This window comes from Rhodococcus sp. NKCM2511 (assembly GCF_014905595.1).
GTDB classification, from domain to species: Bacteria; Actinomycetota; Actinomycetes; order Mycobacteriales; family Mycobacteriaceae; genus Rhodococcoides; species Rhodococcoides fascians.
In genome coordinates this window covers 3,521-19,284 of the sequence record NZ_BNHJ02000001.1, presented here as the reverse complement: position 1 = coordinate 19,284, position 15,764 = coordinate 3,521, and the positions used below count along the sequence as shown (strand labels likewise).

Here is a 15,764-nt window from a genome sequence, read left to right as displayed (position 1 = left end):
TGTCTTACCTATCAGTCGTCCGAGTCGAGCTCGGCTGCCGGATCGGGTTTCGATCCGCGGTTCTTGGTGGAGCGGGTCGTTCTGGGGTCGGTGTCCATGCTGTCACTGATCTCGTCGATCAGGTCCACTCCCGGCAACAGCGGTGCCAGTTCGGGTAGATCACCGAGCGATGCGAGCCCGAGCCGTTCGAGGAACAGCTCGGTGGTGCAGTACATCGTGCCGTTCGTCTCCGGGTCCGTTCCTGCTTCGGAGATCAGTCCACGGGCGAGCAACGTACGCATCACTCCATCGACATTGACTCCACGTACGGCGCTGACTCGTGCGCGGGTCAACGGTTGACGATAGGCGATCACGGCCAGGGTTTCCAATGCTGCACGTGTGAGCTTGGACCGAGCGCCGTCGAGAAGCAGCCGTTCGACGTACGGCGCATAGGCGGTTCGGGTGTAGAAACGCCACCCGTCGCCGGCGTAGCGGAGGTCGATTCCGCTGCGGCGTTCTGTCAGTTTCGCGGCCATCCGCTTCAGCTCGGCGCGTACGCGGGCCACCGACGAGCCCACAGCCGATGCCAGTTGTTCGTCGGAGGCGGGAGTATCGACGATGAGCAGAACCGCCTCGAGTGCCGACGCGAGCGTGTTGTCGTCGAGTTCGCCTGACTCGTCGACATCCTCGAGCTCGAGTTCCGGGTCGGCATTCATGCGTAGTCCTCTTCCGTGACCACGATGGGTCCTTCGTCCTTGCCGGTCCAGCTCACTCGAAGATCGCCGAGTGGTTCGGGTTGCTCGAAGGCGATCACCTGTTGCCGGAACAGTTCCAGCAACGCGAGGAAGCGCGCGATTATTTCGACCTGCACCTCGCAGTCCTGCACCAGCTCCGAGAACGATGCCCACTCGTTGAGTCCTCGGCCCTGCAGGTTCTCGAGCAACCACTCTGCCTGCTCGGGGATCGAGACCGCATGCTGATGAATGTGGTCGAGGCCCACTTGCGGGATCGGCTTGGGCCGGAACGCTGCGGCTGCGATGTCTGCGAACCTGGCCGGATCGACCCCCAGCAACACCTCGGGAATCAGATCGGCGAATCGATCTTCCACCGACACCGAGCGCGGATAACGCCGCAGCGCAGCGGCTTCCAGCTCACCGAACAGCAGCGCGACCTGCTTGTAGGCGCGGTACTGCAGCAACCGGGCGAACAGGAGATCGCGCACCTCGAGCAACGCGAGATCCTCGGCGTCCTCCACATCACCCGACGGCAGCAGACGAGCCGCCTTCAGATCGAGCAACGTCGCCGCGACGACGAGGAACTCCGTTGTCTGATCGAGTCCGACATCGGCCCCGAGCGATTTGGTGAACGAGATGAAATCGTCGGTGACCGTGTGCAGCGCCACCTCGGTGACATCCATGCGGTGCTGACTGATCAGCGACAGCAGCAGATCGAACGGGCCCTCGAAGTTGAGCAACCGAACCCGAAATTTCGACGGATCCGCGTCGGCGGGAACCTCGATCGGGGCCTCGTCGGCAGCGTCGACCGTCACGGACCCGACCGGTAGATCACCTCGCGCGCAAGAGCGCGGTACGCCTGCGCGCCGCCGGATTTGGGAGCCCAGGTGGTGATCGGCTCACCGGCAACGCTGGTCTCGGGGAACCGGACCGTGCGAGTGATCACGGTGTCGTAGACGACGTCGCCGAATACCTCGACCACCCGCGTCATCACCTCGCGCGAGTGCAGCGTGCGGGCGTCGAACATAGTCACAACGATGCCCGCCAGCTTCAGTCGCGGGTTCAGCCGATCGCGCACCTTCTCGACGGTGTCGTTGAGGAGAGCCAGGCCGCGAAGACTGAAGTACTCGCACTCCATCGGAATGAGGACCTCGTCGGCACAGGTCAGCGCATTGACCGTCAGCAGGCCGAGCGAGGGCTGGCAATCGATGAGCACGTAGTCGTAGCGGTCGAGAATGGGGTGCAGTACCCGTCCGAGCGTCTGCTCACGCCCCACCTCGGTGACCAGCTGGATCTCGGCGGCCGACAGGTCGATGTTGCTCGGCATCAGATCGAGATTGTCGACGCGAGTCCGCATGATGATGTCGTCGGCCGACACCTTCGCCTCCACGAGGAGGTTGTAAACCGTCAGATCGAGTTCGTGATGTGCGACGCCCAAGCCCGCGGACAGTGCGCCCTGCGGGTCGAGGTCGACGAGCAGCACGCGACGGCCGTAACCGGCCAGCGAGGCACCGAGATTGATGGTCGACGTCGTCTTGCCGACGCCACCCTTCTGGTTGCACATCGCGATGATCTTGGCCGGGCCGTGACTGGCCAGCGGCTGCGGATCGGGAACCGGCCTCGTCTTGCGACCTGTGGGCCCGAGCTCGTTCGGAGCAGGAATGATGTCGCGTGTCTCCCGACTGGATTCCGGTTGACGTGTGTGGAAAAGAGCGCCATCGCTGTGCGGATGAGACGAATGCGTTTCGCCGGTATCGGGGGTGGCGGCGGGCTGCACGCCCCACGACGGTTCCGAGGCTGACTCCGCCGCTGGCGGCTGCGGTGTCGACACGTTCCAGCGCTCCCCTGTCCCGTTCGTCTTCGAGTAGTTCACGCAAACGCTACCGCTTGACGCGACGGCATTGTCATCGGACACGCTGACACACGATTGCCGACCGCGTGCTAGCGCGCTCGCGGGTGCGCACCCGCCCACACTTCACGCAACGTCGTGACGGTGACGAGGGTGTAAATCTGCGTCGTGGTCACCGACGCGTGGCCCAGCAACTCCTGCACGACACGGACGTCGGCACCTCCGTCGAGCAGGTGCGTCGCGAACGAGTGCCGGAGCACGTGCGGTGACACCCCGGCCGTGATTCCGGCCCGCTGCGCGGAGTCCTGCAATACCTGCCAGGCGCTCTGCCGCGACAGTCGACCGCCCCGCACATTGAGAAACAGCGCCGGATTCGAGCGGGCGACGAGCCCCGGCCGCCCGCGCACGAGGTATGCGTCGACCGCTTCGATGGCCGGCCTCCCCACCGGGACGACTCGATGTTTCCCGCCCTTACCGCGCAGGAGCACCGAGCGAGCCTCGGTGTCGATGTCGTCCACATCCAGACCGACGGCCTCGGAGATGCGCGCGCCGGTGGAGTACAGCAGTTCGAGCAGTGCCCGATCTCGCAGACCACGCGGCGCATCGGGACCGGCGATGGACGCCGATTCGAGCAGCGCCACGACCTGGTCGACGGGCAGCGACTTCGGTAGTCGTTTGGCCGGCTGCGGCGGCTTCACCTCGCTCGCGACGTTGCGCTCCACCATGCCCTCGGCCAGGGCAAAGCGGTGCAGACCACGCACGGCGATCAGCGTCCGGGCCGCCGAACTGGCTGCGAGAGCCGGGAATTCGTCGTCGCCGCGCCGGAGGTACAGCACGAACTCGGTGATGTCGTTCTCGGTCACCTTGGCCAGATCGGAAATTCCGTACCCGCTCAGAAACCGCTCGTACCGCACCAGATCGCGACGGTACGACGACACCGTGTTCGGTGCCGACCCGCGCTCGACCACCAGATGATCGAGATACGTCGCAATCTGATCGCCGATCACGGTGGCTACTTTCGTGAACTCTTCCGAGACTCGAATGCCGTGGGTCGATCCACCCACGGGGCGTCGGCCGGACGCAACTCGGTGCCGGTAGCACGAGCTGCCGCCAACGCGAGCACTCCCGACACGGCCGAGGCGTTGACGATCTCCCCGGCCAACGCACGACGGACGGCCTCGTCCATCGGCACGAAGGACAGCTCGATGTCTGCCTCCTCGTCGTGTGCCTCCGGGCGATCGACCTCACTCAGATCCTCGGCGAGGAAAATGCGTACCGCTTCGTCGGTGAATCCGGGCGAGGCCAATACGTCCACCAACACCGACCACTTCCCGGCCGCGAGACCGGTCTCCTCGGCCAGTTCGCGCTGCGCCGCCAGCACGGGCTCCTCCCCCGGCTCGTCGAGCAGGCCCGCGGGCAGCTCCCAGAGACGACGCCCGATGGGGTGCCGGTACTGCTCGATCATCGCCACGCGGTCCTGATCGTCGACGGCAAGAATGCCGACGGCGCCGTGATGCTCGATCACTTCTCGCTCGGCGCGACGCCCGTTCGGCATCGCCACCTGATCGAGCCGCAGCGCGAGGATTGCGCCGGAGTACGGAACCTCCGAACCGAGCGTCGTGAATTCGTGTCTGGAGTTCTCGCTCATCCGACGGTCTCGGCCTCGGCGTCCGACTTCTCAGCCGCAGCGGTGTCACCGTGAATGTCGACCGGCAGCCGCTCGGCAGCCTTGTACTTCAACGCCGCGTTGATCAGCGATGCGAACAGCGGATGCGGACGGGTCGGCCGGCTCTTGAGCTCGGGATGCGCCTGGGTAGCAACGAAGAACGGGTGCACCGATGCCGGCAACTCCACGAACTCGACCAGATGACCGTCCGGCGACGTACCGCTGAAGACCAAGCCGCTCTTGGCAATTCGATCACGGTAGACATTGTTGACCTCGTAACGGTGACGATGCCGCTCCGAGACGTTCTCGGTGCCGTACGACGCCGCGACGACCGAACCCTTCTGCAGCGTCGCCGGGTAGGCACCGAGACGCATGGTGCCACCGAGGTCTGCATCGCCGGCGACGGCGTCCTCCTGGTCGGCCATCGTGGAGATCACCGGATCCTTGGTGTCCGGATCGAACTCGGCCGAATTGGCATCGGTCAGGCCGACCGAACGAGCCGCCTCGATGACGACGCACTGCAAACCGAGGCACAACCCCAATAGTGGAATCTTGCGGGTACGAGCGAACTCGATGGCACCGAGCTTGCCCTCGATACCGCGAATGCCGAATCCGCCGGGAATGAGCACGGCATCGACATCACCCAACGCAGCCTGAGCCCCCGCAGGCGTCGAGCACTCGTCGGACGGAACCCACTTGATCTCGACCTTGGCGCGATGAGCGAATCCACCGGCACGCAGCGCCTCGGTGACCGAGAGGTAGGCGTCGGGCAGGTCGACGTACTTGCCGACGAGGCCGACGCGCACGGTTTCGCGGGGCTGGTGGACGCGCTCGAGCAGTCCGCCCCAGATGGTCCAGTCGACGTCACGGAACGGCAGACCGAGCTGCCGGACGACGTAGGCGTCGAGGCCTTCCTTGTGCAGCACCTTGGGGATGTCGTAGATCGACGGGGCGTCGGGTGTGGAGATGCAGCCGTCGACGTCGACGTCGCACATCAGCGCAATCTTGTTCTTGAGCCCGGGCGGCACGTCGCGATCGCACCGCAGGATCAACGCGTCGGGCTGAATGCCGATGCTGCGCAGTGCTGCGACGGAGTGCTGAGTGGGCTTGGTCTTGAGTTCACCGGACGGTGCCAGGAACGGAACCAGCGACACGTGGAGGAAGAACACGTTGTTGCGGCCGACGTCGTGACGGACCTGCCGCGCCGCTTCGAGGAACGGCTGCGATTCGATATCGCCCACGGTGCCGCCGATTTCGGTGATGACGACGTCCGGCTGATGGCCCTGAAGATCCGGACCGTTCATGGCCAGGATGCGACGCTTGATCTCGTCGGTGATGTGCGGAATGACCTGAACGGTGTCGCCGAGGTACTCGCCGCGACGCTCCTTGGCGATGACCGTCGAATAGACCTGGCCGGTGGTCACATTGGCGAATCCGGACAGATCACGGTCGAGGAAGCGCTCGTAATGGCCGACGTCGAGGTCCGTCTCCGAGCCGTCCTCGGTGACGAAGACTTCACCGTGTTGGAACGGATTCATCGTGCCGGGATCGACGTTCAGATACGGATCGAGCTTCTGCATGGTCACACGCAAGCCGCGTGCGGTCAGTAGCTGGCCGAGGCTGGACGCCGTCAGACCTTTTCCGAGCGAAGACGCGACGCCTCCGCTGACGAAGATGTGCTTGGTGTCGGAACGCGACTGAAGGCGTGACAATGAGGCTCCCGTGACGAGTCTGCAGGGCTTGCTCCTATCAGGGGGCTGATAAGAGAGGTAAAGCGTGGAAATTGGGCCTGCTACCCACGGGACTTCACGGTAACACCAGTACGTACCTCACCGCCAACGACACGCGTATTCGACGCGAGCGCCGATCAACTCACCGGCGCACCCACGGTGACGGCGTTCGCGTTCGCTCCGGTGCCGTAACGGCCCGACGCACCGTCCAGTTGCTCCGCCAGGGCGAGAACTGTGGTGATTCGACCTGCTTCGCGATCGACGTTGTCCACCGTGCTGAGCGCAGACGACAACGCCGAGTCGGCTCGTACTACTGCGATCGAGCCGTTGCCCTCGGCCGCACCGGAACGACCTGCCAGTACCGCACCTGCTCCACGTGAATCGAGAGCTCCGGCGAAGCGAGCGACGATGGCACCGCGGTTGCCGTCCTCGACATCCGAGGCACCCGAACCGGTGACCACCACGGCCAACTGCGCCGGTGCGACCGCACCGTTGTCGTAAGCGATGAATCCGCCGCTACGCAACGTCTCGAGCGCGAGAGACAGCTCCTCGGGGGTCGATTGCGGCTGCGCCGTCTGCGCATTGAGCAGCAACACCGAGCCCAGCAGGTCGCCCGCCAGACTTCCCTGGTCGACCGCCCCGGTACGCAACTGCACACCGGCCGGAATGACGTTGGTCAGTCGCGTGCGCAGATCGTCGCCGTTCGCCGCGGACACGAACGAATCCGTCAGCGACACCCGACCCGTGACCGTGGCACCGGACGCCCCGATCGAACGCGTGACTCCGTCGACATCGCCGGGATCTGCATCGGGCGTGGTGATGACCACGACACTGCGATCGACGAGGGTGTCTCGGAGTACTCGACCCGAGACCGCCGCATCGAAACCGTCGGCCGAGTTCAGCTGCTCGCCGAGCTGATTGTTGGTCGACTGCAGATCGTCGACCTGATTCTCGAGACTCGTCTTGTCGTCTCGCAGACCCGAGACCAGTCCGCTGGACAGCAGGCCCGAGCCGAGGACGATGCCGATTGCCAACGCAACGAACACGGCAGCCAGCGAAATGGCATGTTGGCGAAGCGAAATCACGAAAGCAACCCCTGGAACCACAGTGCGAATCGGTTCCACAGATCGATCGCCCAATCCAAGGATTCGCCGCCGATGTTGGAGACGGCCAACGCCACGATCACCGCAACGAGCGCAGCGAGAATGAGCAGGGCAATTGCACCGCCCGACACGCGGCTTCGGTACAGCGTGGCCACTGCCTTGGCGTCGACCAGCTTGGCACCGACCTTCAGACGCGTCATGAACGCAGCCGGGTTGGTGTTGCGTCGTCCGCGATCGAAGAATTCGTCCAGGCTGGCCGGGCTACCGACCGACACGATCAGCGACGCGCCGTGGTGGTCGGCCAACAGCAGTGCGAGGTCCGCAGCAGCACCGGTCGCCGGGAAGGTCATGGCACCGATACCGAGATCCTGGATGCGTTCGAGACCTTGCGCGTGTCCGTCCGAATCGGCCGGAAGTACCACTTCTGCACCACATTTGAGTGTCTGCGCCGTGACGTCCTCCGGATCGCCGACGATCAGGTCCGGGCGGTGTCCCGCTTTCATCGCTGTGTCCGCGCCCGCACCGACGCCGATGATGACGGGCGAGTACTCCTTGATGAACGGCTTCAGATTCTTCAGGTCCTCCGCGTGCCCCGGCCCGTCGGCAACGATCACGACGTGACGACCCTTGAGGTCGATGTCGATGTCCGGTACCCCGACGCCGTCGATCAGCAACGGGCTCTCGGTCCGAATGAACTCGATCGTGTTGCCCGAGAACGCTTCCAGATGGTCGACCAAACCGGTCTTGGCCTCGATCATCTTGTCCGAGATCTCGGCTTCGCTCTGTTCCTCACCCTTGGCGAGGCGGCGATCGCCGGTGTAGACGCCACCGTCGTTGAGCCGGATCTTGGTGCCGTCCTTGATCTTCTTGAAGATCTCGGTGCCGGCCGAGTCGATCAAGGTGATCCCGTTGGCGACGATGACCTCGGGGCCGAGGTTGGGATAGCGGCCGGAGATCGACGGCGACGCGTTGACGACCGCGAGCACCCCGGCCTCGACGAGCGCATCTGCGGTCAACCGGTCCAGATCGAGCTCGTCCAGAACGACGATGTCGCCGGGGCCGACCCGCTTGAGCAGCTTGGCCGTGTTGCGATCGACTCGCGCGATCCCGGTGATTCCGGGCAGCGAATCCTGACTACGTGACAGCAGTGCCGGCATCTTCATGCCCACCATGATGACCCGATCGATACGCCCGGCCATGGAGGCGCGCCGAAACAACTACCACACTGATCACATCAGCACCAAAAGTTACAGGGCAGCTCGATCCGCGTTTGCGGTGGCCAACAGCTCTTCGGCGTGTGCGCGACCGGTCTCGGTGTCGTCGAGCCCAGCGAGCATCCGGGCGAGTTCGACGACGCGTTCCGAGGACGACAGCGTCCGGACTCCGCTGTTCGCCGCCCCCTTCTTGGCGTCGGACTTGTCCACCACCAGATGCGTGTCCGCAAACGCAGCCACCTGCGGCAGGTGGGTGACGACGATGACCTGATGGGTACGAGCCAACCGACCGAGCCGACGACCGACCTCGACCGCGGCCCGACCACCGACTCCGGCGTCGACCTCGTCGAACACCATCGTCGCGCCCTTGTCGGAACCCGCCAGCACCACCTCGAGCGCCAACATCACCCGCGAGAGCTCGCCGCCCGACGCGCTCTTGCTGATCGGCAACGCCTGGGCGCCGTCGTGCGCGGACAACCGGAACTCGACCTCGTCGACCCCGGTACTACCCGCATGCAACTCGGTACCGTCGACGACGATCGGTGCCGTGTCCGACGGTCCGGCCGGCAGCGATCGAACATCTATCTGCAGCTTGGCTTTTCCCATCGCCAGTCCGGCCAGCTCGACGCTGACGGCTTTGGACAGCTTCGTCGCCGCTTTCGACCGGGCAGCGCTCAGCTTGGACGCGGCCGCCGCGACGTCGACAGCAGCCGACTCGACACGCGCACTCAGCTCCGCGAGCGCGTCGGCAGAGGTATCGATGCGAGACAGACGTTCCCGAGCGTCCTCGGCCCACGCGATGACGCCGTCGACGTCGGCGGCGTACTTGCGCGTCAAAGACTTCAGCTCGGCCTGCCGGTTCAGGATCGTGTCGAGAGCTCCCGGATCCGACGGGAGGTCCGACAGATAAGAGGTCAGATCGGCACCGATGTCGCCGACGACGGCCATCGCGTCGTTCAACCGGGGCAGCAGTTCTGTGAGAGCAGCATCGTCGGCGTGTTCGAGACGCGATCGTGCCTCGCCCAGCAGATACAGCGCAGACGTGGTGTCCGACGCCTCCTCGGTACTCCCGACGAGAGCCGCGGCGGCACCCTCGGCGGTTTCCCGCAGCGAATCGAGGTCGCCGAGCCTGCGCACATCCTCGGCCACGGAGCGATCCTCACCCGGCTCCGGTGCCAGGGAGTCGATCTCCTGCAGGCCGAACTGCAGCCGGTCCGCTTCCTGAGCCAATTCACGGCTGCGTTCGGTGCGGTCGATCAATTCGTTGCGTGCGTCGAGCCACGTCTTACGGGCGGCGCGATACTTCGCCACCAGAGAGGCCACCGAATCACCGGCGAATCTGTCGAGTGCACCGAGTTGCTGATCGGGGCGCAGTAGCCGCAACTGATCGTTCTGGCCGTGCACTGTCAGCAGCGAATCGGTGAAGTTCGACAGCACCGATGCGGGGACGCTTCGTCCACCCAGATGTGCACGTGAGCGGCCGTCCGAATTGACCGTTCGCACGGCGATGATCGAATTGTCTTCGTCGCGTTGACCTCCCGAGGATTCGAGCACCTTCTCGACGTCCTCGATCACCTGTTCCGAGGCGGTGTCGGTGCTGAATCGACCCTCGACCACGGCCCTTTGGGCACCGAGCCGCACCCGACCTGCATCGGCGCGCGCACCCGACAGCAGATGCAAGCTGGTGACCACCATCGTCTTGCCCGCACCGGTCTCGCCGGTGAGAACCGTCAACCCCTCGTGAAATTGTGCACTCGCACCGGAGATGACTCCGAGGCTGTCGATCCGAATCTCTTCGAGCATCCCTACCTCGCTCTCCCCCGCCACCCGGTCACGGGCAGTTCGAATTTCTTGACCATGCGATCGGCGAACGGTGCCGAATCCAGGCGAACCCACTTGATGGGCGATGCTCCCCGCACGACCTCGACGCGTGCTCCCGCCGGCAACCCCAATGTGCGGCGGCCGTCGCAGAACACGAAACCATCGTGCCCGCCGGCATCGATTTCGACGGCGATGATCGACTCGGGGCTGGTGACGAGCGGACGCGCGAAGAGGGCATGGGCGTTGCTCGGAATGACCAGTATGGCTTCGAGTTCCGGCCACACCACCGGCCCGCCTGCAGAGAACGCATACGCCGTCGACCCCGTGGGTGTCGACACGAGCACTCCGTCACAGCCGAACGCAGAGACCGGACGGCCATCCACTTCGAGAACGACCTCGAGGACCCCGAGCCTGGAACCGTTCTCGATGCTTGCCTCGTTCAGGGCCCACCCACGCTCGACGACCTGGTCGCCTACACGGATGGCAATGTCCAACGTCATCCGCTGTTCGATGCGATAGTCGCCGGCCATCACCCGCGCCAGCGCGTCCTCGAGATGGTCGGCCTCCGCCTCGGCGAGAAACCCCACGTGGCCGAGGTTGATACCGAGAACCGGGATGTCGGCCGCCTGCGCGAGCTCGGCCGCTCGCAGGAACGTTCCGTCACCACCGAGAACCAGAACCATCTCGCACCCGGCGGCCGCATCGGGACCGAACTCGACGACGTTGAGCCTCATGTCCGCCACGAACACATGGTCGTGTTCCTCGGTGTCCGATGCCTCGATCTTGGACGGTTCCACTTCGTCGACGAGAACCCGCAGACAGATACCCGCTTCGTCGAACACTTTGCCCACTCGACGCGCGGTCTCGGCGATGTCCGGCCGGCCGGGGTGTGCGACGAGAAGAATCTCCCGAACGGACTCCTGTGTCGGTGCTGCATGGGACGGAGTCACTGTGGTCCTTCCTCGATCGCGTGACGGACCAACTCGGTGACGTCCACGTCGGTACGCGGCGAACCGTCACCTGCGCCCGCCTTCAGCCACAAAAAGTACTCGACGTTGCCCGAAGGTCCCGGCAGTGGGCTTGCGGCGACCGCCTCGACTCGCAGGTTCGACGAAAGCGCGGCATTCGCGACGTCCTCGACGGCCTCCGCCCGCAGCGCCGGGTCACGCACGACGCCGCCGGAACCGACGCGGTCCTTGCCGACCTCGAATTGAGGCTTGACCATCAACACCATGTCCGTACCCGACGTGGAGCACGCGACGAAAGCGGGAAGAACGAGCTTCAAAGAGATGAACGACAGGTCTGCCACAATGACGTCGACAGGGCCCCCGATCGTGTCGGCATCTATCGAGCGCACATTGGTGCGATCGATGACGTGCACGCGTTCGTCGGATTGCAGCCGCCACACGAGCTGGCCGTAACCCACGTCGACCGCAACGACCTCGCGCACACCGCGACTGAGCAGAACGTCGGTGAAACCTCCCGTGGAGGCACCGGCGTCGAGACACCGCGCGTTGTCGACGGTCAGACCCAGCGGCTCGAACGCGTCGAGGGCACCGAGCAATTTGTGCGCGCCGCGAGACGCCCAGCTGATTTCGTTGTCTTCCTCGGCCACCAACAGCGGAGTGCCCGGCTCGACGGCGGTAGCGGGCTTCGACGCCACGGTTCCGGCAATCTTCACCCGGCCTGCTTCGATGAGTTCGGAGGCGTGTTCACGAGATCTGGCCAATCCACGACGGACCAGTTCTGCGTCGACACGTGCGCGGCGGGCCACGTCAGGTCTTGTCGACGGTGGTCAAGGCCCGAACCAGCACTTCATGGGCCCGGTCCAGCACACTCGCATCACGCGCCAGGGCGTCCGAATCGACGGCCTCCGAGTCGAGGTCTGCCTCCGACCCGATGGTGAGCTGCGCGAGCAGCGACGACACCTCGGCCCTGATGCTGTCCGGGTCTGCGGACGACTGTTCGCCGACCGCATTCGGCCGGTGTTGTCCTGGGAGTGGAATCGACGCGCTCATCACCTCTCACGCTATCGGATGGGTCCGACGAACGCCCGCTCGCGGCCGACTGCACGAACCCGTGTCAGCAACCCAACAACGAGCGCAGATCGGCGAGTCCATCCCCGTCGAAGCGAACATCCGAGAATTCCGAACCCGACCACGCAACATCGAGGACGGCGAGCAGACCCTCGAAGGCATCCATCTCGGCAGCACCCTCGAACCGCACGGACAGGACCTCGTCGTCGATACCGACCGTCCAGCCATCCTTACCGGCTACCCTCGACGCCGACTCGTCCTTGTTCAGAACCCCGAGATCACTACCGATGTGCGTGGGACGCAGGTGCTTCGGAGCACGAAGCAACTCCGGAGCCGTACTGACACCCGTCAGGACCAACAGCGACGGGAGGGCAGCTTCGTTCGCGCCTGCTATATCGGTATCGAGCCGGTCTCCGACCACGAGCGCCGACTTGGCACCACTTCGCTCGACGGCGTCACGCATGATGGGAGCCGCGGGCTTGCCTGCAACGATGGGCTCGACGTCGGTGGCATTGCGCACTGCTGCCACCATCGAACCGTTGCCGAGAACGAGGCCGCGCTCGGTCGGAAGAGTCGCATCGACGTTGGTCGCGACCCACAGCGCGCCCGCACGCACCGCCAGAACCGCCTCGGCCAACATGGGCCACCCTGTATCGACGGAATGTCCCTGAACCACCGCAACCGGCTGCTCGTCGGCAGAGCGCACCGGCGTCAATCCCACCTTCTCGATCTCGGTCGCCAAGGCGTCGGTACCGACGACGAGGACGCGTGAACCGGGATCGAGTCTGTCCGCGAGTACTCGGGCTGCTGCTTCGGAACTGGTGACGACAAATTCCGCTGTGGTGTCGAAACCGAGTTCGCGGAGGTGTTCGGCGACATCGCTCGGTGCGCGACTGGCATTGTTGGTGACGAAATACTGCTTCTCGGAACCACCCGAAAGCGCCTCCACTGCACCCGGAATGGGTTCCTTGCCGGCGTAGACGGTGCCGTCGAGGTCGAGCAGCAGAACGTCGTGGGCGTCGCGCAGTAATGTCACCGACTGCCCCCGGACAACTCCTCGACCCGCTCTTCTGCGTCGGTTTCTCCATCGACATCCGCCGCGGCAGCGTTGAGGAACCACTTCACACCCTCGTCGACGCGACCGGCAGCAACGAGCGCATCGGCGTAGACGTAGAACAGACGAGCCGCAGCCGTACCCGACCGGGACGCGTCGAGATCGGGAGTCTGGAGGGTGACGACGGCCTGGTCGTACTGGTTGAGATCCATACGAGCGCCGGCGACGACGATCCGAAGTTCCGACGCCTCTTCACCGGTCAGTTCCCGCGCTTCATCGCTGCGACCGAGTTCGATGGCCCGCTCGGGGCGCCCGAGTCCGCGTTCGCAGTCGGCCATGACCGCGATGAGGCCGGGGCCGCCGGCCATTCGACGTGCCGCCCGCAGTTCCGACAGAGCCTCCGCCCATTCACCCGCGTGATACGCCGCGATACCGGCTGTCTCGCGTACGACGGCAATGCGGCCGGCCCGCTGACGAGCAGCGCGCGCGTGCAGCAGCGCCAACTGCGGATCGTCGTCGAGCAGGCGGCTGGTCATCACGAGGTGACGGGCCACAGCAGTGGCATTGTTCTTGTCCAAGCTCAGCAGATCCCGGCGCACTGCCGGCTCCAGCTGCCCGGCTTCGACCTCGTCGGGCAGATCCGGCTCGTCTGGCCGCGGGGGTCGACGGTCGGACGATGCGCTGTTCCCGCGGCGATCGCCGGAGAACCCACCTTCCCCACCACGCCTGCGGGGAGGACCGTCCGAACGACGCGGGTCGGCGCGACGGTCCTGAGCGCGGGGGTTGCGATCTCGGGACTCGTTGGGGCGATTGCCACCGTCTGCTCGGGAGGGGCGACGATCGTTGTTGTCTTCCGACACGGGCGTCCTTTCGGATTTTCGGGTACAAACGCAAAAAGGGGACCCACCAAGTGGGTCCCCTTCTTACAACGGGTGTTCGGCGGTGTCCTACTCTCCCACACCCTGTCGAGTGCAGTACCATCGGCGCTGGAGGGCTTAGCTTCCGGGTTCGGAATGGGACCGGGCGTTTCCCCTCCGCTATGGCCGCCGTAACTCTGCGAAACAGTGTCACGAGCGAACCTGTCACCCACACACGTGTGGGGTGGCGGATTCGTGTATTCGGTTGTGTTATCGAACAACTACTCGTGTGTTGTTTCAGATATTGCACAGTGGACGCGTAGCTTCTTTGTGGTAAGTCCTCGGCCTATTAGTACCAGTCACCTGCATACATTGCTGTACTTCCAGTTCTGGCCTATCAACCCGGTGGTCTGCCGGGGGCCTTACCCCCTCGAGGGGGTGAGAAACCTCATCTTGGAACAGGCTTCCCGCTTAGATGCTTTCAGCGGTTATCCCTTCCGAACGTAGCCAACCAGCGGTGCTCCTGGTGGAACAACTGGCACACCAGAGGTTCGTCCGTCCCGGTCCTCTCGTACTAGGGACAGCCTTCCTCAAGTTTCTTACGCGCGCGGCGGATAGAGACCGAACTGTCTCACGACGTTCTAAACCCAGCTCGCGTGCCGCTTTAATGGGCGAACAGCCCAACCCTTGGGACCTACTCCAGCCCCAGGATGCGACGAGCCGACATCGAGGTGCCAAACCATCCCGTCGATATGGACTCTTGGGGAAGATCAGCCTGTTATCCCCGGGGTACCTTTTATCCGTTGAGCGACACCGCTTCCACTTGCCGGTGCCGGATCACTAGTCCCGACTTTCGTCCCTGCTCGACTTGTCAGTCTCACAGTCAAGCTCCCTTGTGCACTTGCACTCGACACCTGATTGCCAACCAGGCTGAGGAAACCTTTGGGCGCCTCCGTTACATTTTAGGAGGCAACCGCCCCAGTTAAACTACCCACCAGGCACTGTCCCTGAACCAGATCATGGTCCGAGGTTGAGGTATCCAATACGATCAGAGTGGTATTTCAACAACGACTCCACAGTAACTGGCGTCACCGCTTCACAGTCTCCCACCTATCCTACACAAACCGAACCGAACACCAATACCAAGCTGTAGTGAAGGTCCCGGGGTCTTTTCGTCCTGCCGCGCGTAACGAGCATCTTTACTCGTAATGCAATTTCGCCGAGTCTATGGTTGAGACAGCTGAGAAGTCGTTACGCCATTCGTGCAGGTCGGAACTTACCCGACAAGGAATTTCGCTACCTTAGGATGGTTATAGTTACCACCGCCGTTTACTGGGGCTTAAATTCTCAGCTTCGCCATTACTGGCTAACCGGTCCTCTTAACCTTCCAGCACCGGGCAGGCGTCAGTCCGTATACATCGTCTTACGACTTCGCACGGACCTGTGTTTTTAGTAAACAGTCGCTTCTCACTGGTCTCTGCGGCCCACACCAGCTCAGGAAGCAAGTTCCATCACCGGCAGGGGCCCCCCTTCTCCCGAAGTTACGGGGGCATTTTGCCGAGTTCCTTAACCATAGTTATCTCGATCGCCTTAGTATTCTCTACCTGACCACCTGTGTCGGTTTGGGGTACGGGCCGTGTAACAACTCACTAGAGGCTTTTCTCGGCAGCATAGGATCACTGAATTCGCCTCAATCGGCTACGCATCACCTCTCAGGCTTG

Annotated in this window: 14 protein-coding genes and 2 rRNA genes (1 of these 16 cut by a window edge); all 16 read right to left on the bottom strand. The window is 64.0% G+C overall.

The features are described from left to right. Positions 1 to 11: 11 nt before the first annotated feature. Positions 12 to 695, bottom strand: a complete 684-nt coding sequence (gene scpB, locus JLZ96_RS00085; protein ID WP_094652691.1) for an SMC-Scp complex subunit ScpB — start codon at positions 693 to 695, stop codon at positions 12 to 14. Beyond that, positions 692 to 1,528: a ScpA family protein gene (locus JLZ96_RS00080; protein ID WP_032384282.1), complete on the bottom strand. Its 837-nt coding sequence runs from the start codon at positions 1,526 to 1,528 to the stop codon at positions 692 to 694. Before JLZ96_RS00080 ends, scpB begins: the two co-directional genes overlap by 4 nt. Next, positions 1,525 to 2,544: a ParA family protein gene (locus JLZ96_RS00075; protein WP_236253792.1), complete on the bottom strand. Its 1,020-nt coding sequence runs from the start codon at positions 2,542 to 2,544 to the stop codon at positions 1,525 to 1,527. Before JLZ96_RS00075 ends, JLZ96_RS00080 begins: the two co-directional genes overlap by 4 nt. A gap of 110 nt (positions 2,545 to 2,654) precedes the next feature. Then, entirely contained in the window at positions 2,655 to 3,569 is a 915-nt protein-coding gene (xerD, locus tag JLZ96_RS00070; protein ID WP_027497213.1) for a site-specific tyrosine recombinase XerD, read from the bottom strand. A gap of 5 nt (positions 3,570 to 3,574) precedes the next feature. Continuing rightward, entirely contained in the window at positions 3,575 to 4,210 is a 636-nt protein-coding gene (locus JLZ96_RS00065) for an NUDIX hydrolase (protein WP_201009305.1), read from the bottom strand. Further along, a complete protein-coding gene (locus tag JLZ96_RS00060; protein ID WP_027497215.1) occupies positions 4,207 to 5,940 on the bottom strand; it encodes a CTP synthase in 1,734 nt (577 codons plus the stop codon). The genes JLZ96_RS00065 and JLZ96_RS00060 overlap by 4 nt, the downstream gene beginning before the upstream one ends. A gap of 155 nt (positions 5,941 to 6,095) precedes the next feature. Beyond that, positions 6,096 to 7,043 carry a copper transporter gene (locus tag JLZ96_RS00055; protein WP_201009304.1) on the bottom strand — a complete coding sequence of 316 codons (948 nt, stop codon included), beginning with the start codon at positions 7,041 to 7,043 and terminating at the stop codon, positions 6,096 to 6,098. Then, positions 7,040 to 8,224: a putative cytokinetic ring protein SteA gene (gene steA / locus JLZ96_RS00050; RefSeq protein ID WP_032366203.1), complete on the bottom strand. Its 1,185-nt coding sequence runs from the start codon at positions 8,222 to 8,224 to the stop codon at positions 7,040 to 7,042. The genes JLZ96_RS00055 and steA overlap by 4 nt, the downstream gene beginning before the upstream one ends. An 84-nt stretch (positions 8,225 to 8,308) precedes the next feature. Further along, a complete protein-coding gene (gene recN / locus JLZ96_RS00045; protein ID WP_201009303.1) occupies positions 8,309 to 10,078 on the bottom strand; it encodes a DNA repair protein RecN in 1,770 nt (589 codons plus the stop codon). A 2-nt stretch (positions 10,079 to 10,080) separates the two neighbouring features. Next, the gene (locus tag JLZ96_RS00040) at positions 10,081 to 11,046 is read right to left on the bottom strand and encodes an NAD kinase (RefSeq protein ID WP_027497219.1); all 966 of its coding nucleotides are present in this window, start codon (positions 11,044 to 11,046) and stop codon (positions 10,081 to 10,083) included. Beyond that, the gene (locus JLZ96_RS00035) at positions 11,043 to 11,870 is read right to left on the bottom strand and encodes a TlyA family RNA methyltransferase (RefSeq protein WP_201009302.1); all 828 of its coding nucleotides are present in this window, start codon (positions 11,868 to 11,870) and stop codon (positions 11,043 to 11,045) included. The genes JLZ96_RS00040 and JLZ96_RS00035 overlap by 4 nt, the downstream gene beginning before the upstream one ends. A gap of 1 nt (position 11,871) precedes the next feature. Beyond that, positions 11,872 to 12,114: a hypothetical protein gene (locus JLZ96_RS00030; protein WP_032408217.1), complete on the bottom strand. Its 243-nt coding sequence runs from the start codon at positions 12,112 to 12,114 to the stop codon at positions 11,872 to 11,874. A gap of 64 nt (positions 12,115 to 12,178) precedes the next feature. After that, complete coding sequence (locus JLZ96_RS00025) at positions 12,179 to 13,168, bottom strand: HAD-IIA family hydrolase (RefSeq protein ID WP_032384277.1); 990 nt, start codon at positions 13,166 to 13,168, stop codon at positions 12,179 to 12,181. Next, positions 13,165 to 14,046 carry a M48 family metallopeptidase gene (locus JLZ96_RS00020; protein WP_080729252.1) on the bottom strand — a complete coding sequence of 294 codons (882 nt, stop codon included), beginning with the start codon at positions 14,044 to 14,046 and terminating at the stop codon, positions 13,165 to 13,167. Before JLZ96_RS00020 ends, JLZ96_RS00025 begins: the two co-directional genes overlap by 4 nt. Before the next feature lie 74 nt (positions 14,047 to 14,120). Then, a 5S ribosomal RNA gene (gene rrf, locus JLZ96_RS00015) occupies positions 14,121 to 14,237 on the bottom strand. Between the two features lie 135 nt (positions 14,238 to 14,372). Then, a 23S ribosomal RNA gene (locus JLZ96_RS00010) occupies positions 14,373 to 15,764 on the bottom strand; it runs 1,394 nt beyond the window's last position.

Excerpts from the sequence above, each read along its gene's own strand:
- scpB (WP_094652691.1), bottom strand. The coding sequence starts at position 695 with ATGAATGCCGACCCGGAACTCGAGCTCGAGGATGTCGACGAGTCAGGC.
- JLZ96_RS00065 (WP_201009305.1), bottom strand. The coding sequence starts at position 4,210 with ATGAGCGAGAACTCCAGACACGAATTCACGACGCTCGGTTCGGAGGTT.
- steA (WP_032366203.1), bottom strand. The coding sequence starts at position 8,224 with ATGAAGATGCCGGCACTGCTGTCACGTAGTCAGGATTCGCTGCCCGGA.
- recN (WP_201009303.1), bottom strand. The coding sequence starts at position 10,078 with ATGCTCGAAGAGATTCGGATCGACAGCCTCGGAGTCATCTCCGGTGCG.
- JLZ96_RS00030 (WP_032408217.1), bottom strand. The coding sequence starts at position 12,114 with ATGAGCGCGTCGATTCCACTCCCAGGACAACACCGGCCGAATGCGGTC.